We start from the raw sequence: 16,782 nt of genomic DNA, 5'->3' as shown, positions 1-16,782 counted from the left end.
CTACGCGGGTTCGGACTCGCGCGGCTCCATCACGACCTCGCCCATCGGCCCCCAGCCCTCGCCGGGGAGCTCCTGGAAGACGATCTTCGGCTGTTCCGTCACCACCGACGGCAGCCAGCCGAAGAACCACTTGGCGTGCCCGGACGTCACGTGCGCCTCGCCGGCCGCCTGGTCGACGTAGTTGGCGAGGACGGTGAACTCGTTGGCCCGCTCGACGCTCTCGTAGCAGCTGAACACGAGGTTCCCGGGCTCCTCGCGCACCTGCCCGGAGTAGCGGACGATCCCCTCCAGGAAGTCCTCCCGCTTCTCCGGGCGGACGTCGATCCTGATCACGATGAAGATCACGGTGCCTCCTGCGTCGGGACGGGCCACAGACATACCGCACTCCCGGCGTTCCCGACGTCTCAAATCCGAGACACGTCCTGACACGATCCGAACATCGCCCGCACCGCCGGTTCATCCGCGCTCGGCATCGTCGGCGGCGTCCGGCACTCCTCACATCGCGCCGGACCCGGACGCAGGAGGAACGGATGCGAGTCAACCGATGGGTCGGTGGCCTGGTCGCGGCGGGCGTCGCCACCGGAGCACTGGTCGTCGGCACGGGAACGGCGTTCGCCGACGCCCCGCCGCCCTCGACCGCCGCGGCCTCCGCCGGACCCGCGACCCAGCGGACGTGCACGGACCGGATCCCGGCGCTGCTGGCGCGCATCGACAAGGTCACCGCGCGGATCACCGGCGACGCGGCCACCCGGGGGTCGACGGCGTGGCTGAAGGACAAGGAGTCGAAGGCCCGCGCCGCCGGTGACGACGCACTCGCCGATCTCCTCGACGCCCGCGTCGCGCACCGCCAGGAGCGGCTCGACCAGCTGGCGGCGGCGAAGCGGACCGTGCAGGACATCCAGCAGAAGGACTGCTCGTCGTGAGGTCCCTGCTCGCGCTCGCCGCCGTCGGTGCCGTGCTGCTCGCGGGCTGCGACCGCGGCGGGTCCGGCGCGTCCGACCAGGTGTCCGCCGCCGACCGGGCCACGCTCTCGTCGGTGGAGGCGACGGTGGGGGCCGTCGAGTCCCAGGTCGCGAGCGACGGTGGCGGGTGAGCCCGGGACGGTCGGTGGCACGATCCACGCCACCGGCCGTCCCCGGCTCGTCGTGTCCGCGCCCGGAGGTGCATCGCAGGTGGCAGGACTGGTGCTGGTCGTCGAGGACGAGCCGGCGATCGCCGACCTCATCCGCCTCTACCTGCGCAAGGACGGATTCGGTGTGCACGTCGAGCACGACGGCGCCGCGGGCCTCGACGCGGTCCGGCGGCTCGCCCCCGTCGCGGTCGTCCTCGACGTCGGGCTGCCCGGCCTCGACGGCGTCGAGGTCTGCCGGCGGCTGCGCGCCGCCGACGACTGGACCCCCGTCTTGTTCGTCACCGCCCGCGACGACGAGGTCGACCGCATCCTGGGCCTGGAGATGGGCGCCGACGACTACGTCACCAAGCCGTTCAGCCCGCGCGAGCTCGTCGCCAGGGTGCGGACGGTGCTGCGCCGCTCCGGCACCGGCCCCCCGCGCGAGGAGGTGCTGCGGGTGGGCGAGGTCGAGGTGCAGGTCGACCGCCGGCGGGTGCGGGCCGGCACGACGGAGGTGGCGCTGACGGCGACGGAGTTCGCCCTGCTCGCCCACCTCATGCGCGCGCCGGGCCGGGTGTACTCGCGCGACCAGCTGCTCTCGGCGGTCTGGGGCTACACGGCGTCGTCGGGGGCGCGGACCGTCGACGTCCACGTCGCGCAGCTGCGGGCGAAGCTCGGGGACGCCAGCCCGATCCGGACGGTGCGCGGCGTCGGGTACGCGGCGGACGCCCCGTGACTCCTCAGGTCCCCGGCGGTTCGGGAGCCGGTGGTCCGGCCGCCGGCGGTCCGCGGGCGGGCGGTCCGGGAGCCGGCGGTCCGCGGGCGGGCGGTCCGGCTGATGGCGGACCAGGTGCCGGCGGCCCCGGGCCGGGCGGTCCCGGGGCGCGCGGTCCCGGAGCGAGCGATCCACGGGCGGGCGATCCGCCGGCGGGCGATCCGCAGGCGGGCGCAGCCGGCGTGGCGGGTGCCGGGCCTGCCGCCGGAGCTGCGGCATCCACCGCGGGCGGGTCCGGCGGGCCGACCGCGCCGGCGGCCGCGGGACGGCGGCGCCGCACGTCGCTGGCGTTCCGCGTCACGGCGAGCTGCCTGCTGGTCGCGATCGTGGCCGTCGTCGTCGCGGCACTGGTCGGGCTGCGGCTCGTCGGTGCCACGGCCCGGCAGGTCACCCGTGACGTCCTCGCGCAGCAGGCCGACGTCGTCGCGGCCCAGCTCGCGGACGCCGACGCCGCTGCGGCCCCGGTCCGGACCCTGGCCGGGCTGCGCACCGTCGTCCAGGTGCTGCAGGGGCAGGACGTCGCCGTCGTCGGGCTGGGTGCGGGCATCCGCGGCGACCGGCTGACCACACCGGACCCCGCGGTCGCCGCGGCACTGCGCCGGGCCGACGCCGACCGTGCGCTCACCGGCACCCCGGTGTCCGCCGTCGTCAGCTCGGGTGGCCGGACCTGGATCGTCGAGGCCCGGCCGACGCCTGCCGGCGCGTTCGCGCTGGCCCGCACCACCGACACCGGACCGCTGGGCACCGGGCTGGTCCGTCGCAACATCGTCTTCGCGCTCCTGGCGGGGGCGGGGGTGGCGGTGCTGGTCGGCGGGGTCGTCGGGACACTGCTGGCGCGACCGTTGCGCCGCACCGCCTCCGCCGCGCACGCCCTGCGGACCGGACGGCGCGACGTGCGGGTCCCCGTCGCCGGGCCCGGGGAGGTCGCGGAGGTCGCGGCAGCCGTCAACGAGCTGGCCGACGCCCTGTCGCGCAGTGAGCAGCGGCAGCGGGAGTTCCTGCTGTCCGTGTCGCACGAGCTGCGCACCCCTCTCACCGCCGTGCGCGGGTTCGCCGAGTCGTTGGCCGACGGCGTCGTCACCGGCGACGACGCCCGCGCCGCCGGCACGACGATCCTGCGCGAGGCCCAGCGGCTCGACCGGCTCGTCGGCGACCTCATGGAGCTCGCCCGGCTGGAGGCCGACGACTTCCGGCTCGACGTCGGCACCGTCGACCTCGGCGCCCTGCTGGGCGAGGCCTCGGCGGTGTGGCGGGCGCGCTGCGCGGAGCAGGGCGTCGACTTCCGGGTGGACGCGCCGGCGCACCCGGTCCCGGTGCGCGCCGATCCGCGCAGGCTCCGCCAGGTCGTCGACGGGCTGGCGGAGAACGCGCTGCGCGTCCTCCCGCCGGGCGCGCCGCTCGTGCTGGCCGTCCGTCCCGGTCGCGGTGCCGGCGTCCTGCAGGTGCGCGACGGCGGCCCCGGGCTCGCGGCCGAGGACTACCCGCTGGTCTTCCGACGCGGCGCCCTGCACGCGCGGTACCGCGGGCACCGGCCCGTCGGCGCGGGGGGCGTCGGGTTGGCGCTGGTCCACGGCCTGGTGACGCGGATGGGCGGCACGATCACCGCGGCGCCCGCACCCGAGGGCGGGGCGTGCTTCACGGTGACGGTGCCTTCGGCCTGAGCCGTCCCGGCCTGGGCCACATCCGCGCGACGACCACCGCGTCCACCTCGGCCGGCCCGAGCGTGCGCGAGTCCGTCGAACCGAAGGGGTTGTCGCCCTCCACCCACCAGCCCTCGCCTTCGGGCCGCCGGGCCCGCTTCACCGACAGCTGCCCCGGCCTCGACGCCCACCGCACCAGCACGACGTCGCCCGCCCGCACCGGCGCGCCGAACCGGACGATGACGACGTCGCCGTCGGTCAGCGCCGGTGACATGGACGGACCGCGCACCGCCACCCTGCGCCATCTCGCCGGTCGTCGCCGCACGCGCACCACCTCCCGCCGTCACGCTGAAGCCCGCAGGCGCTGAGGGTAGGGTTGGCGACGCCAGAACGATCACCATGGACCCAATCTTGGGAGGACCTATGCGGCTGTCCCGCATCTTCCGACCGCAGCTCGAGGCCACCGCGCACTGCGACCTCCCCTGCGGCGTCTACGACCCCGCCCAGGCCCGCATCGAGGCCGAGTCGGTCAAGGCGATCCAGGAGAAGTACCAGGGCAATGACGACCCGGTCTTCCGGGAGCGGGCCATCGAGATCAAGGAGCAGCGCTCCGACCTCGTCAAGCACCACCTGTGGGTGCTGTGGACCGACTACTTCAAGCCGCCGCACTTCGAGAAGTACCCGGAGCTGCACGAGCTGTTCAACAAGGCCACCAAGAAGGCCGGCGGCGGCCCCGGTGGCACCAAGTCCTCGGTCGACCCGAAGGACGGCCAGGAGCTGCTCGACTACATCGCCCAGATCGACAAGATCTTCTGGGAGACCAAGCAGGCTGCCTGATCCAGGCGTCGAAAGCGGCGCTGACCAGCGGGGATCGCTTCCCGTGGGTCAGCGTCGTTTTTCGTTGTCGGGCGACTCCTCGCGGTCCGCCAACGCCTCGGCCCTGGGGCGGCGCCCCGGACGTAGCGGCTGTCGGTCGAGTTCGCTCGCTGGGCGTGTCCCCCTCGGGTGATCGCGGATCGAGGGACAAGAGCGCGTCTCACGAGGCCCATGTCCCTCACATGGCGATCACGGCTTGAGGTCTTCGCTCCGCGCCGCGGCTCGCCGACGTGGTGATCATCGACGATCGGCCATGACTGCCTCTCACGACGCCGCGTCCCCGGAACCGCGATCACGGGCCTCGGGCCTGCCTCTCGCCCCCGGTCCCCGCGTCCCCTCGGCGCCGGGCGTTCTGCCCAGTGATCATCGATTTCGGGACATGAACGCCGCACGGCGCGGCCATGTCCCCCGAATCGCGATCATGACGTCCAGTCCGTCCGCCGCAGCGCGCCAGACCCTCGAGGCCCGCGCCCTCGGTCGTCGCCCGCCCATCCCGTGTCGCTCCGCGGTGATCACCGACTGCGGGACATGGCCGCGCCCCAGAGCGCCCGTGTCACGCAGACCGTGATCACGAGCCGCCCAGGCCGCCATCGACCCTGCCCTCGCCGCGTGATCGCGGACAACGGGACATGAACGCGCCACACGGCGCCCATGTCCCGAGAATCGCGATCACGGCCCCGGCGGCGCCGGGCCGCTCCGGCGCCCCGGTCGGGCACGGTCGCCCGGGATATCGGCGGCGGGCAGCCTCCGGGAGCAGCTCGTCGGCCGCGACCGGGGAGACGAGCGAGCCACGAGCCATCACGCCGACGCATACTCGCCCGGCCGCATCGACCCCGGGGCGCGGGAACCGGCGACGCTCACGCGCGTCCCGGCGGGGTCCCGGCGTCGGCTACCGTCCTCCGGTGCCGTCGTGGTCCGAGCTGCGGAGCGCGATCGTCCTGTGGGAGGACGAGTCGTGCCTGGTCGTCGACAAGCCGCCCGGGCTTTCGGTCATGGGCGAGCGGCACGACACCGATCTCGTGACGATCGCGGCCGACGCCGGGGAGGACCTGCGCTGGGTCAACCGGATCGACAAGGTGACCTCCGGCGCGGTGCTGCTGGCGAAGTCGAAGGAGGCCCACGGCGCGCTGACGCGGCAGTTCCAGCAACGGACCGTCGCGAAGTCGTACCTGGCGATCTGCCGCCCCGGCGGCTTCCCCACGCGCGCGACGATCGACCTGCCCCTGATGACCGCCGGCAGCGGCCGGATCCGGGTGGCGGCCGACCGCGAGCACATCCGGCTCGACGACTCCCGCTGGCACGTCCGGCCCGAGGACGAGCACGCGCGCAAGCACTTCCCGTCGCGCACGGAGTGCAGTGCGATCCACGACGACGGCGACACGGTCGTCGTCCGGGCCGACCCGGTGACGGGCCGCAAGCACCAGATCCGCGTGCACCTGGCCTGGGTGGGGCACGCGATCGTCGGCGATCCGCTGTTCCTGCGGAAGACCGATCCGCCCGAGGCGCGGACGTACCTGCATTCGTTCCGCGTCGGGTTCCGGGCCCCGAGCGACGAGGAGGTCACCGTCGAGGCACGCCCTGCCGACGACTTCTGGGCGCCGCTGGCCGGCGGCGTGGTCCCCGAGGACGTCCTGGACCGTGCGCGGGCGCAGGTGCACTGACCCACCTCGCCGGGCGGCGGGGCGCGCCGACCGGCACGACCGGGACCGGCATCGACCTCCCGCTATGACGTACGCCACTACCGTGCCCGCATGGCCTCCTGGACCGAGTTGGCGGCCGTGGCGCCGCGCATCGCCGAGGTGTTCGGCCGACGTCACGCCGCCACGGGCGCGCTCTGCATGCTCGCCACGCTGCGGCCCGACGGCTTCCCCCGGATCAGCCCGATGGAGCCGCAGTTCTTCGAGGGCGAGCTGTGGATCGGCGGGATGCCGGGGACGGCCAAGTTCCGCGACCTGCTCGCGGATCCGCGGTACTCCCTGCACACCGCGACGGTCGACACGCAGGTGTCCGACGGCGACGCGAAGATCTGGGGCACCGTCGAGGACGTCGCCGACCCGGACCTGCACCAACGGTATGCCGCCGACCTCTACGCCCGTACCGGCCTCGACCTGCGGGGCAGGGCGTTCCCCTACTTCTTCCGTGCCGACGTCGTCGGGGCCGCATCGGTGTGGGTCGGCGAGGGTCATCTCGACATCACGACGTGGCGGGCCGGCGGGGCGGAGCGCGTCGTCCGCAAGCACTGAGTTTGCCGTTCCGGCACGGACGCTTGCCGTCCGCACCCGGCTCGCGCGACGGTCGGGTCGTGAACGAGACGCACGCCGACCACCGCGACATCCGCGAGGTCCCCGACCTCGCCGACGTCGTCTTCGACGAGACGTTCTGGGACGGCCGGTACCGGGCCGCGCCGTCGGTCTGGAGCGGACGGCCCAACCCCCAGCTCGTCGACGAGACGAGCGGGCTCACCCCCGGCACCGCGCTCGACGTCGGCTGCGGTGAGGGCGCCGACGTCGCCTGGCTGGCCGGACGCGGCTGGACGGTGACGGGCGTCGAGATCTCCCGGGTCGCGCTGGAGCGGGCCGAGGCTCACGCCCGCGAGGCCGGCCTCACCGGCCGCACGAGGTGGCTGCACCTCGACGCGACCCGGGAGCCGGTGCCCGGCACGTTCGACCTCGTCAGTGCCCATTTCGTGCACCTGCCGCCCGGGATGCGCGACGACCTGCACCGCCGGCTCGCGGCCGCGACGGCACCCGGCGGGACGTTGCTCGTCGTCGCGCACCATCCGCTCGACCTCGACAACGGTGTCCCCCGTCCGCCCGTGCGGGAGCTGTTCTTCACCGCCGACGACGTCGCGGCGGTCCTCGACCCTCGCGAGTGGACGGTCGTCACGTCGGCGGCACGACCGCGCCGATGGACCGACGCCGACGGTCGCGAGTGGACGCTGCACGACACGATCCTGCGCGCGCGACGTCGCGGCTGAGCACCCGCACCGCATACGCTGCCGCGCGTGGGGACGAGCACCGGCCGGGTCTACCTGCTGCGCCACGGGGAGACGGAATGGTCGCAGTCGGGCCGGCACACCGGGCGCACCGACATCGAGCTGACCACGCGCGGCCGGGAACGGGCGGCGGCAGCGGGCAGCGTGCTGCCCCGGCTGCGCGGGACGACCGACCCTCCCGCGCTGGTGATCGCGAGCCCGCGGGTGCGTGCCCGCGACACCGCCGAGCTGGCCGGGCTGCGGATCGACCGGATCGACGAGCGGCTCGCCGAGTGGGACTACGGCGACTACGAGGGCGTCACGACGCCGACGATCCGCGAGACCGTCCCCGGCTGGACGGTGTGGACGCATCCGACGCCCGGGGGCGAGACGGCCGAGCAGGTCACCTCACGTGCCGACTCGATACTCGCCGAGGCGCGCGACCACCTGGACGCGGGCGACGTCGTCCTGGTCGGCCACGGCCAGTTCAGCCGGGTACTGATGGCCCGCTGGATCGGTCTGCCCGCCGCGGGCGGCCAGAACATCGCGATGGATCCGGCCGCGTGGTCGGTCCTCGGCTTCGAGCGCGAGGCCGCCCAGCTCGCGGCGGTCAACGTGACGCCTGCCGTCGCGGGCTGAGTGTCCGCGCCCGCGTCAGTGGACCTGGACCTCGTCGCCGACCTGCAGGACGTCGTAGTAGTGCACGGCGTCGTCGTGCGAGAGGTGCACGCAGCCCTCGGAGTAGCGCTGCAGGCTGCCCTCGTGGAAGGCGACGCCGCCGTCGGCGAAGAACGTCGAGTACGGCATCGGCTGGCCCTGCGTGTTGACGTGGTGCGGGTCCTTCCACTGGACCGTGAAGGTCCCGACGGGCGTCGGCTGGTCGGGCGCGCCGGGCATGATCGGCACCGGGCCGCCGAGGATCTTGCCGTCGGCGATCAGCCAGGACTGCCGCGTCGCGAGGTCGACACAGGCCTTTGCGGTGACCGTGCAGGGCGTGCCGGCGACCAGCGCCGGGTCGCTGCCCGCGGGAGCGGCGCTCGTGCCCGCGCCGGGGCCGGCCGGCGCCGTCGCGGCCTGCGCCGCCGGGCCGAGCAGCAGCGTCCCGAGCCCGACACCCGCACCGACGGTGAGCGCCGTGATCCGGCGCGACCGCCGTCCGGTCGCCTTCGAGTGCCGTCCCAACACGAGACCCCTTTCGCTTCGCCCGTCCTGTAGACGAGCCGCGAGCCTCCGGGGTTGCGCCGTACGGCTCACAGGTTTCGCCCATCTTGCTCCGCGGTGATCACCCACCTGCCGCCGGACTACCGTGCCCGGGGTGACGACCACCGATCCCCGGGTCCGCCGCATCGAGCCGGGCGACGTCGACGCCGTCGTCGGGCTCGTCCACGAGCTGGCCGACTACGAGCGCGCACCCGAGTCCTGCCACCTGACCCCGGGCCTGCTGACGGACGCATTGTTCTGCCCGGAGCCCGCGGTCTTCGGGCACGTGGCCGAGGTCGACGGCGAGGTCGTCGGGTGCGCGCTGTGGTTCCTCACGTTCTCGACGTGGGAGGGCGTGCACGGCATCCATCTCGAGGACCTCTACGTCCGCCCCGCCCACCGCGGCGCCGGTCTGGGCACCGCACTGCTGGCCGCGCTGGCCGCCGAGTGCACCGCACGCGGGTTCGCCCGGCTGGAGTGGTCGGTGCTCGACTGGAACACCCCGTCGATCGGGTTCTACGAGGCGCTGGGCGCCGTCGGGCTCGACGAGTGGACGAACTTCCGGCTCGACGGCAGCGCGCTGGCCGCGCTGAGCGCGCTCAGCGGGTCGAGCGGTCGTGCAGGTCCAGCGCCCACAGCCGGGACCGCTCGCTGATCAGCAGCAGGAACGTCGCGATGACCACGACCCCGACGATGATCCCCCACACGATCTGCCTGGACGGGCCCAGCAGCGAGTAGACGACGGGGATCAGCAGCAGCTCGGCCACGATCGCCGGGGAGCGCGACCAGCGCTTCCCCCGCAGCAGCCCGATCCCGACGACGACGAGCGCCGCCCCGATCAGGACGAAGTAACCCGTCTCACCCAGGACGTAGCGGATGCCGTCGCCGATGCCGAGCCCGCGCACGAGCAGCACGATCCCGAACACGATCCCGACCAGGCCCTGCAGCGCCACGACCACGCCCGCCACCCGGATCTGCGGCGGGGTCCGTGGCCGCGGGCGCTCGTCGGGCGCGCGGGTGGGGTCGGGCTCGGACGTCACCGGAGCAGGATAGGCCCGACTATCCTCGGGGCGGTGCGCGCGCTGCTCGTGGTGAACCCGCAGGCCACGTCGACCACTCCGGCCGGACGTGACGTGCTGTTCCACGCGCTCGCGAGCGAGCTCAAGCTCGACGTCCTGCTCACCGACTACCGCGGCCACGCCGCCGAGGCCACCGCCCAGGCCGTGGAGGACGGGGTGGATCTGGTCGTGGCGCTGGGCGGTGACGGCACGGTCAACGAGGTCGTCAACGGGCTGCTGGGCCGCGGGCCCACGCGCGATCCCGACTCGGTGCCGGCGCTGGCCGTCGTGCCGGGCGGGTCGGCCAACGTCTTCGCCCGCTCCCTCGGGATGCCGCGCGACGCGGTCGAGGCCACCGGCCACATCCTGCAGGCGCTGGAGGAACAGCGCAGCCGGCTCGTCGGGCTCGGGCGGGCCGCCGACCGCTGGTTCACCTTCAACGCCGGCCTCGGGCTCGACGCGGAGGTCGTGGCGGCCGTCGAGCGCGCCCGCGCGCAGGGCCTGGAGGCCACGCCGATGCGCTACGCGCGCACGGCCCTGCGGGAGTACGTGCGCCAGCGCAGGCGCCCGCCGGCCATGACGGTCGAGATACCCGACGCGGCACCGCTGGAGGGCGTGCGCCTGGCGTTCGTCAGCAACACCGACCCGTGGACCTACCTCGACGGCCGCGCCGTGCGGCTCAACCCGGGCGCGTCGTTCACCGACGGGCTCGCCCTGTTCGCGCTCAAGGACCTCGGCGTGCCGACGATCGCGGGCGTGCTGCGCCAGGCGCTGCGCCCCGACGGCGACCCGCGGGGCCGGCACGTCGCCCGTCAGGACGCCGTGGCCTGGGTGCGCGTGCGGTCGGACCGGCCGTTGGCGCTGCAGATCGACGGGGATCACATCGGCGCCCGCACCGAGATGGAATTCCGGGCGGTACCCCGGGCGTTGCGCGTCGTCGTGTGAGAAGCGCTGCTCGTCGTAGCCGAACGGCGCCGTCACGCGACAGAGTGACCATGCGGGGCCATTCACCGCTCGGCGTGGACCGTCGAGCCGCACGGGTCTCGCACCAGGGGAAACAGTCCTTCAATCTAGATGAGCACCACGGCACCAACGCGGGAACCCCCCGCGGACATGGATCGTTGCGGACGGGGTACCCGGAAGCAGCGAACCGGGCAAGGGTTTGTCGCTCTTCGTGACGGAACGGCAGCCGGTAACCGAAACCGGTGGTCATCGTTGGGATGAGTGGGTGAGGATGCTCACCTGGGCGGACCTGAGCCCTTGAAGACCCGCCGCGCTCGTGAAATCCTTCACAAGCGCGGAAACACCGTGACAGACGATCGGCGCGACCCCGATCGCGCATTACGAGGAGCAGAAGAACCATGGATTGGCGTCACCGCGCTGTATGCCGCGACGAGGACCCGGAGCTGTTCTTCCCTGTGGGGACCAGCGGGCCCGCGCTGCTGCAGATCGCCGAGGCCAAGACCGTCTGCCGTCGCTGCCCCGCCGTCACCGAGTGCCTCGAGTGGGCCCTCGAGAGCGGGCAGGACGCGGGCGTGTGGGGCGGCATGAGCGAGGACGAGCGTCGTGCGCTCAAGCGCCGCAACGCTCGCACCCGCGCTCGTACGGCCTGACAGTCCCAGGCCCGGCGTCCTCGGAGCGAGTCTTCGAGGCACCGAGAAGCACGAACGAGAAGTAGATCGAGCATCGCGCTCCCTGACCGCGGGCCCGAACGCCGGACGCCACCGGCTTCGGGCCCGCGGTTCGTTCACCGGGCGCTCACCTCACGGGAGCGCTCCAGGTGCGGGGCGATCCCGGGCAACGGAACCAGCGCGACCACGGCACCGGTACCTGGGATCACACCGTCAGGCTATCTCCCCACCAACGGGAGCTCGATGACGGCCTCCGTACCGCCGCCCGCACGCGGCCTGAGCTGCAACGACGAGTCCAGCTCCGAGTGCAGCAGCGTGCGCACGATCTGCAGGCCGAGACCGTTGGCACCGTCGGGGTCGAAACCGTCGGGCAGGCCGCGCCCGTCGTCGGCGATGGCGACGACGAGCCGGCCGGCTGACCGCCGGGCCGACACGACCACCTCACCGGCCTGGTCCGACGCGAACGCGTGCCGCAGCGCGTTGTGCACCAGCTCGGTCACGACGAGCACCAGCGGCGTGGCCATCGCGGCGGGGTGGGTCCCGAAACTGCCCTCACGGCGGACCTTGGCCCGCACGTCGGCCGTCGCGCCGTCGCCGATCATCGGCAGCACGGTGTCGATCAGCTGGTCGAGGTCGACCTGCTCGGCCACCGAGTAGGCCAGCGCCTCGTGCACGAGCGCGATCGAGCTGACCCGCCGCACGCTCTCGGCCAGCGCGAGCTTGGCCTCGGGGATCGACGTCCGGCGCGCCTGCAGGCGCAGCAGGGCCGCGACCGTCTGCAGGTTGTTCTTGACGCGGTGGTGGATCTCCCTGATCGTCGCGTCCTTGCTGAGCAGCGCGAGGTCCCGCCGGCGCAGGTCGGTCACGTCGCGCACCAGCACCAGCGCGCCGGCCGCGTCGCCACGGGGGCGCAGCGGCAGTGCGCGGACCAGCATGACCGCACCCCGGGCCCGGATCTCCAGCCGCAACGACGAACGGCCCGACAGCGCGGACTCGATCCGCGCCGCCACCTCCGCCGCGTCGAACGGGTCCCGGACGAGCTTGCGGGTGGCGTCGGCGAGCGGCAGCCCGATGAGGTCGCTGGCGTGACCCATGCGGTGGTAGGCCGACAGCGCGTTGGGACTGGCGTAGGCGACGAGGCCGCGCGAGTCGAGGCGGATGAGCCCGTCGCCCGCGCGCGGGCTGGTGTCGGCCCCCGCGACGCTCGCCGCGGGCGGGAACGTGCCGTCGGCGATCATCTGGCAGAGGTCCGACGCGCTGCCCAGATAGGCGATCTCCAGCGGGCTGGGCACCCGCGGCATCGCCAGGTTCGTGTCGCGGGAGAGCACGGCGAGGACGCGTCCGTTGTGCCGCACGGGGATCGTCTCCCGACGGACGGGCACCTCGAGGTGCCAGCGCGGATCCTCCTCGCGGCAGATCCGGCCCTCGACGACCGCGCGGCGCAGCTGCGGGTTGTCGGCCGCGGTCACCCGGGCGCCGACCATGTCCTCGGGATGCGCCGTGGGCGCGGTGTCGGGGCGGGCCTGCGCGACGCACAGGAACTCGGTCGCGCCGCCGGCCAGCGCGTGGTCGCCGTCGGGCAGCGGGATCCAGAGCAGGAAGTCGGCGAACGACATGTCGGCGAGCAGCTGCCACTCGGCGACGACGCGCTGCAGGTGATCGACCGCCTCACCGGGCAGCTGCGTGTGCGCCGCGAGTAGCTCACTCAGCGTCGACACCCGTCACCGTCCCGTCTCGTCCGACCAGCCCCCACCCGGGCAAGGCCCATCCAACCACGTGAAAGACTGGGCCCAGTTCACGACGAGATGGTGTGAGGAGGATCCATGTCGAAGCGTGCTCGCAAGAAGCGCGACCGCAAGAAGAGCGGCGCCAACCACGGCAAGCGTCCCAACACCTGACGCGCCGGCCCGAACGCGGAGAGCCGGTCCCCCACTGCGGGGGACCGGCTCTCGCGTCGTGTGCGGGGTGCGGCGATCAGCCCCGGCGTTCGACCCGCTCGAACCGGGTCGCGCGGACCTCGACCGTCGTGCCCGACGGACCCTTCTCGACGGTCACCTGGGCCTGCTCGAGCACCGCGTGCCGGATCTGCGTGCGCAGCCGCTCGCGCAGCCCGTCGGGCGCGTGCTCGCCGCCGCACTTGCTGGCCAGCAGCGCCTTCAGCTTCTCGTCGATGCCGTACTCCGCGAGGCAGGGCGCGCACTCGTCCAGGTGCTGGGCCAGCAGCGCCCGCCGCTGCGCGTCGCACTCGTGGTCGAGGAACAGCCAGACCTCCGCGAGTACCTCCGAGCAGTCGGTCTCGTGGGAACCACCGCAGTTCATCGGCTCGCCTCCTGCTGCTCGCCGCGGACGAAACCACGCTCGCGCGCGGTGTCGGTCAACATGTCACGCAGCTGCCGGCGGCCGCGGTGCAGCCGCGACATCACCGTGCCGATCGGAGTCCCCATGATCTCCGCGATCTCCTTGTACGCGAAGCCCTCGACGTCGGCGAGGTAGACGGCCATCCGGAAGTCCTCCGGGAGTGCCTGCAGGGCCGCCTTGACGTCGTCGTCGGGCAGATTGTCCATGGCCTCGACCTCGGCCGACCGCAGACCCGTCGAGCTGTGCTCGCCCGCCTGCGCGAGCTGCCAGTCGGTGATCTCCTCGGTGGGCGACTGCTGCGGCTGGCGCTGCCGCTTGCGGTAGCCGTTGATGTAGGTGTTGGTGAGGATCCGGTAGAGCCACGCCTTGAGGTTCGTGCCCTGGCGGAACGTGTGGAAGGCCGAGTAGGCCTTCAGGAACGTCTCCTGCACCAGGTCCTCGGCGTCGGCCGGGTTGCGCGTCATCCGCAGCGCCGCGCCGTAGAGCTGGTCGAGCAGCGGCATCGCGTCGCGTTCGAAGCGCGCCGCGCGCTCCTCGGTGGTCTCGTCGACCGGGGCACGCTCTGCCGAGGTGCTCGCGTCGTCCGTGACCGGCTCCGTCGCCGCAGACGGTTCCGATGACGCCGGGGTGGCGGGCACCGCGCTCCTCTCGAGGGGGCTCAGCACCCCCGTCAACACGTCGGGCCCGGTCACGTCTGCCGCGACCAGGTCTGCCGGGAAGGGTACGCCCCTCCCCCGGGCCGGAGGATCCATCACTGCGTGCGTCACGCCTGTGCGAACGCGGCCCGGGTCCTTCGGATTCCCACTGCGACGCCGCTTACGCTTCCGCGCGTGGCCGGAAAGGGAACACCAGCGACGGCGCTGCTGGGCAGGCAGCGGATCGCACACACCGTGCACACCTACGTCCACAGCGACGGGCAGGCGTACGGCACCGAGGCCGCGGAGGCGATGGGCGTCGAGCCGGCGCGGGTGTTCAAGACGCTGGTCGCCGAGGTCGACGGCGTCCTCACCGTCGGCATCGTCCCGGTGGCCGGGAGCCTGGACCTGAAGGCACTCGCGGTAGCCGTCGGTGGCAAGCGGGCGAAGATGGCCGAGGTCGCCGACGCCGAGCGCGCGACCGGCTATGTCGCGGGCGGCATCTCCCCGCTGGGCCAGCGCAAGCGGTTGCGCACCGTGCTCGACGCGTCGGCCGACCGGTTCGAGACGGTCTTCTGCAGCGGCGGCAGGCGCGGGCTGGAGATCGAGCTGGCTCCTGCCGACCTCGCCCGCGCCGCCGGCGCGACCGTCGCCCCGATCGCGGCGTCCTGAGCCGACCGCCGCCCGGGCGCGTCCCGAGCCGACCGGCCTCAGCCGACGGTGCAGGCCGTCCCGTAGGCGCAGACCTCGGTCCAGGTGTCGCCCATCTCGGTGGTGTCGAACCGCATCGCGACGACGGCGTTGGCGCCCAGCGCCTCGGCCGCGGCGGTGAGCCGCGCGATGGCCTCCTGCCGGCTCTCCTCGAGGTTCTTCGTCATGCCCTTGAGCTCGCCCCCGGCCAGCGACTTGAGCGCCGCACCGAGCTGCGAGCCGACGTGGCGCGACCGGACCGTCAGGCCGAACACCTCGCCGTGCACCTGCTGGACCGTCCGCCCCGGGACGTCGTTCATCGTCGTGATCAGCATGGCTCCCCCTCGCCCCGGCCGCCTCGTCGCAGTGCAGCGACCCTAGCGGCGCAGCCGCGCGTCGAGCCAGGTCCCGACGGCGGTCCGCAGGCCGCTCACGTCGGACTTCAGCGAGTGGTCGCCCCTGATGACGACGACCTCGCGGCCCGGCGCCGGCCCCGGCCGGCCGAACGGGTCGCGCTCGCCCTGGACGACGAGCACCGGGACGGTGACCGCGTCGATCTCCCCGGCCCGTGTCTTCTCCGGCCTGCCCGGCGGGTGCAGCGGGAACGCCAGGCAGAGGACCCCGGCGGCACCGGTGGCGGCGGCCGTCCGGCAGGCGACGCGCGCCCCCGAGCTGCGACCGCCGACGAGCAACGGTGCCGCGTCCCAGCCGGCCTCGAAGCCGCTGACGGCCGCGCAGACGGCGGTCCAGGCCGTGTCGAGCTGCGCCGCGGGGGCGGGTGCGCGCCGGCCCGCGACCCGGTAGGGCTGCTCGACGAGCCCGACGTGCAGGCCCGCCGCGTTGGCGACGCCGGCCGCCGCGACGATGTCGGGCGCCCCGACGCCACCGCCCGCGCCGTGCCCGACCAGCAGCACTCCGCGGACGTCGCCCGGCGCGGGATGCAGGTGGACGCGGGCGGGCCCGTGCGGCGTCGCGACCTCGCGGATCTCGGTCGCCTCCGCGAGTGCGGTCATTCCGGGTTCCGGCCGGAGTTGAGCAGGTCGAGCTGCAGGGCCTCGTCGACCTCGTCCGGACGCAGCGCCTCGAGCAGCTCGGGGCCGTTGTTGCGCACGTTGTTCACCCGGTTCGAGACGGGCCGCAGCTCCATGCGGTCGACGAGCGCGGCCGACGGCGGGGCGAGCAGCCGGGCGACGGACTCGTCCTTCGCGTCGGTGTCCGGGTTCAGCCAGGCGTCCCAGGCGTCGGGGGCGAGGACGAGCGGCATCCGATCGTGGATGTCGGCGAGCGGGCCGACGGCCTCCGTCGTCAGCACGGCCACGGTGACCAGACCGTCCGGGTACTCCTCGAGCAGCGCGGCGTCCTTGGGCTTCCAGTACTCCCAGATGCCGGCCATCGCGATCGAGGAGCCGTCGCGGTAGCTGGTGAAGTAGGGCTGCTTCGTCTTCCCGGTGTCGGTGTCGCGGCGCTGCCACTCGTACCAGCCGTCGGCGGGCAGCAGGCAGCGGCGCGACGACAGGGCCCTGCGGAACGCGGGCTTGTCCGCGGCGGTCTCCGACCGGGCGTTGATCATGCGCGCCCCGCCCGACGCGTCCTTGGACCACGACGGGACGAGCCCCCAGCGCACCCGGCGCAGGGTCCGCTGCGTCTCGTCGCGGACCGGCTCGCCGTCGTCGTCGCGCGGGTGCCGCTCGACGACGGTGGTGACCTGCTTGGTCGGGGCCACGTTGAAGTCGGGCGCGACGTCGTCCTCGGTCGCGTCGACGGCCCTGAACTCGTCGGCGAGGTCGGCGGGAGCCTTGGTGGAGGAGTAGCGGCCGCACATGGTGCCCATCGT

The 16,782-nt window shown here is 73.7% G+C and carries 24 protein-coding genes; 14 read left to right on the top strand and 10 right to left on the bottom strand.

Annotated elements, in window-relative coordinates:
- Complete coding sequence (locus PSD17_RS30940) at nt 1–345, bottom strand: putative quinol monooxygenase (protein ID WP_013677181.1); 345 nt, start codon at nt 343–345, stop codon at nt 1–3.
- A 185-nt stretch (nt 346–530) separates the two neighbouring features.
- On the opposite strand from PSD17_RS30940, the gene PSD17_RS30935 reads away from it, so the two are divergent.
- The 4 genes from PSD17_RS30935 (at nt 531) to PSD17_RS30920 (ending at nt 3,547) form a co-directional block, all read left to right on the top strand.
- A complete protein-coding gene (locus tag PSD17_RS30935) occupies nt 531–923 on the top strand; it encodes a hypothetical protein (protein WP_013677182.1) in 393 nt (130 codons plus the stop codon).
- Entirely contained in the window at nt 920–1,093 is a 174-nt protein-coding gene (locus tag PSD17_RS30930) for a hypothetical protein (RefSeq protein WP_013677183.1), read from the top strand. Before PSD17_RS30935 ends, PSD17_RS30930 begins: the two co-directional genes overlap by 4 nt.
- A 79-nt stretch (nt 1,094–1,172) precedes the next feature.
- On the top strand, nt 1,173–1,847 hold the full coding sequence (locus PSD17_RS30925; RefSeq protein ID WP_103380068.1) for a response regulator: 675 nt from the start codon (nt 1,173–1,175) through the stop codon (nt 1,845–1,847).
- A 221-nt stretch (nt 1,848–2,068) separates the two neighbouring features.
- Nucleotides 2,069–3,547, top strand: a complete 1,479-nt coding sequence (locus tag PSD17_RS30920) for a HAMP domain-containing sensor histidine kinase (RefSeq protein WP_339125944.1) — start codon at nt 2,069–2,071, stop codon at nt 3,545–3,547.
- Here PSD17_RS30920 and PSD17_RS30915 read toward each other — a convergent pair.
- A complete protein-coding gene (locus PSD17_RS30915) occupies nt 3,522–3,851 on the bottom strand; it encodes a S26 family signal peptidase (protein WP_013677186.1) in 330 nt (109 codons plus the stop codon). The genes PSD17_RS30920 and PSD17_RS30915 overlap by 26 nt on opposite strands.
- Nucleotides 3,852–3,949: 98 nt before the next feature.
- On the opposite strand from PSD17_RS30915, the gene sodN reads away from it, so the two are divergent.
- From sodN to PSD17_RS30890, 5 genes are all read left to right on the top strand, one after another.
- Nucleotides 3,950–4,363 carry a superoxide dismutase, Ni gene (gene sodN, locus PSD17_RS30910; RefSeq protein WP_013677187.1) on the top strand — a complete coding sequence of 138 codons (414 nt, stop codon included), beginning with the start codon at nt 3,950–3,952 and terminating at the stop codon, nt 4,361–4,363.
- 941 nt (nt 4,364–5,304) lie between these two features.
- Nucleotides 5,305–6,063: an RluA family pseudouridine synthase gene (locus PSD17_RS30905; protein ID WP_013677188.1), complete on the top strand. Its 759-nt coding sequence runs from the start codon at nt 5,305–5,307 to the stop codon at nt 6,061–6,063.
- 90 nt (nt 6,064–6,153) lie between these two features.
- Nucleotides 6,154–6,645, top strand: a complete 492-nt coding sequence (locus PSD17_RS30900) for a pyridoxamine 5'-phosphate oxidase family protein (protein ID WP_339125943.1) — start codon at nt 6,154–6,156, stop codon at nt 6,643–6,645.
- Between the two features lie 59 nt (nt 6,646–6,704).
- Nucleotides 6,705–7,379 carry an SAM-dependent methyltransferase gene (locus tag PSD17_RS30895; protein ID WP_103380069.1) on the top strand — a complete coding sequence of 225 codons (675 nt, stop codon included), beginning with the start codon at nt 6,705–6,707 and terminating at the stop codon, nt 7,377–7,379.
- Between the two features lie 27 nt (nt 7,380–7,406).
- Entirely contained in the window at nt 7,407–8,015 is a 609-nt protein-coding gene (locus tag PSD17_RS30890; RefSeq protein ID WP_013677191.1) for an acid phosphatase, read from the top strand.
- A gap of 15 nt (nt 8,016–8,030) precedes the next feature.
- Here the strand turns inward: PSD17_RS30890 and PSD17_RS30885 are convergent, their stop codons facing one another.
- On the bottom strand, nt 8,031–8,561 hold the full coding sequence (locus PSD17_RS30885) for a L,D-transpeptidase (protein WP_339125942.1): 531 nt from the start codon (nt 8,559–8,561) through the stop codon (nt 8,031–8,033).
- Between the two features lie 121 nt (nt 8,562–8,682).
- Here PSD17_RS30885 and PSD17_RS30880 point away from each other — a divergent pair, with 121 nt between their 5' ends.
- Nucleotides 8,683–9,231, top strand: a complete 549-nt coding sequence (locus PSD17_RS30880; RefSeq protein ID WP_013677193.1) for a GNAT family N-acetyltransferase — start codon at nt 8,683–8,685, stop codon at nt 9,229–9,231.
- Here the strand turns inward: PSD17_RS30880 and PSD17_RS30875 are convergent.
- Nucleotides 9,176–9,616, bottom strand: a complete 441-nt coding sequence (locus PSD17_RS30875; protein WP_013677194.1) for a hypothetical protein — start codon at nt 9,614–9,616, stop codon at nt 9,176–9,178. The genes PSD17_RS30880 and PSD17_RS30875 overlap by 56 nt on opposite strands.
- A gap of 33 nt (nt 9,617–9,649) precedes the next feature.
- Between PSD17_RS30875 and PSD17_RS30870 the strand changes: the two genes are divergently transcribed.
- Complete coding sequence (locus tag PSD17_RS30870; protein WP_013677195.1) at nt 9,650–10,579, top strand: diacylglycerol/lipid kinase family protein; 930 nt, start codon at nt 9,650–9,652, stop codon at nt 10,577–10,579.
- A 416-nt stretch (nt 10,580–10,995) separates the two neighbouring features.
- Entirely contained in the window at nt 10,996–11,247 is a 252-nt protein-coding gene (locus PSD17_RS30865) for a WhiB family transcriptional regulator (RefSeq protein WP_013677196.1), read from the top strand.
- Nucleotides 11,248–11,483: 236 nt separating this feature from the next.
- Here the strand turns inward: PSD17_RS30865 and PSD17_RS30860 are convergent, their stop codons facing one another.
- Nucleotides 11,484–12,983 carry a sensor histidine kinase gene (locus tag PSD17_RS30860; RefSeq protein WP_013677197.1) on the bottom strand — a complete coding sequence of 500 codons (1,500 nt, stop codon included), beginning with the start codon at nt 12,981–12,983 and terminating at the stop codon, nt 11,484–11,486.
- Nucleotides 12,984–13,088: 105 nt separating this feature from the next.
- On the opposite strand from PSD17_RS30860, the gene PSD17_RS35495 reads away from it, so the two are divergent.
- Entirely contained in the window at nt 13,089–13,163 is a 75-nt protein-coding gene (locus PSD17_RS35495) for a 50S ribosomal protein bL37 (RefSeq protein WP_103380071.1), read from the top strand.
- A 76-nt stretch (nt 13,164–13,239) separates the two neighbouring features.
- Here the strand turns inward: PSD17_RS35495 and rsrA are convergent, their stop codons facing one another.
- Together rsrA and PSD17_RS30850 are read right to left on the bottom strand one after the other, a co-directional pair.
- A complete protein-coding gene (gene rsrA, locus PSD17_RS30855) occupies nt 13,240–13,584 on the bottom strand; it encodes a mycothiol system anti-sigma-R factor (protein ID WP_013677198.1) in 345 nt (114 codons plus the stop codon).
- Nucleotides 13,581–14,261, bottom strand: coding sequence for a sigma-70 family RNA polymerase sigma factor (locus PSD17_RS30850; protein WP_041762412.1), 681 nt, complete (start codon nt 14,259–14,261; stop codon nt 13,581–13,583). The genes rsrA and PSD17_RS30850 overlap by 4 nt, the downstream gene beginning before the upstream one ends.
- Nucleotides 14,262–14,453: 192 nt before the next feature.
- Here PSD17_RS30850 and ybaK point away from each other — a divergent pair, with 192 nt between their 5' ends.
- Nucleotides 14,454–14,930, top strand: a complete 477-nt coding sequence (ybaK, locus tag PSD17_RS30845; protein WP_339125940.1) for a Cys-tRNA(Pro) deacylase — start codon at nt 14,454–14,456, stop codon at nt 14,928–14,930.
- Nucleotides 14,931–14,968: 38 nt separating this feature from the next.
- On the opposite strand, the gene PSD17_RS30840 is transcribed toward ybaK, so the two are convergent.
- From PSD17_RS30840 to PSD17_RS30830, 3 genes are read right to left on the bottom strand one after another with little or no spacing between them, the layout of a single operon-like run.
- Nucleotides 14,969–15,283, bottom strand: coding sequence for a YbjQ family protein (locus tag PSD17_RS30840; protein WP_013677201.1), 315 nt, complete (start codon nt 15,281–15,283; stop codon nt 14,969–14,971).
- 42 nt (nt 15,284–15,325) lie between these two features.
- The gene (locus PSD17_RS30835; RefSeq protein WP_339125938.1) at nt 15,326–15,961 is read right to left on the bottom strand and encodes an alpha/beta hydrolase family protein; all 636 of its coding nucleotides are present in this window, start codon (nt 15,959–15,961) and stop codon (nt 15,326–15,328) included.
- On the bottom strand, nt 15,958–16,770 hold the full coding sequence (locus PSD17_RS30830) for an SOS response-associated peptidase (protein ID WP_013677203.1): 813 nt from the start codon (nt 16,768–16,770) through the stop codon (nt 15,958–15,960). The genes PSD17_RS30835 and PSD17_RS30830 overlap by 4 nt, the downstream gene beginning before the upstream one ends.
- Nucleotides 16,771–16,782: the final 12 nt, after the last annotated feature.

It is taken from the genome of Pseudonocardia sp. D17 (assembly GCF_036984265.1).
GTDB classification, from domain to species: domain Bacteria; phylum Actinomycetota; class Actinomycetes; order Mycobacteriales; family Pseudonocardiaceae; genus Pseudonocardia; species Pseudonocardia benzenivorans.
The sequence above is the reverse complement of the archived record's forward strand: the minus strand, read 5'-3'. Positions and strand labels throughout refer to the sequence as shown.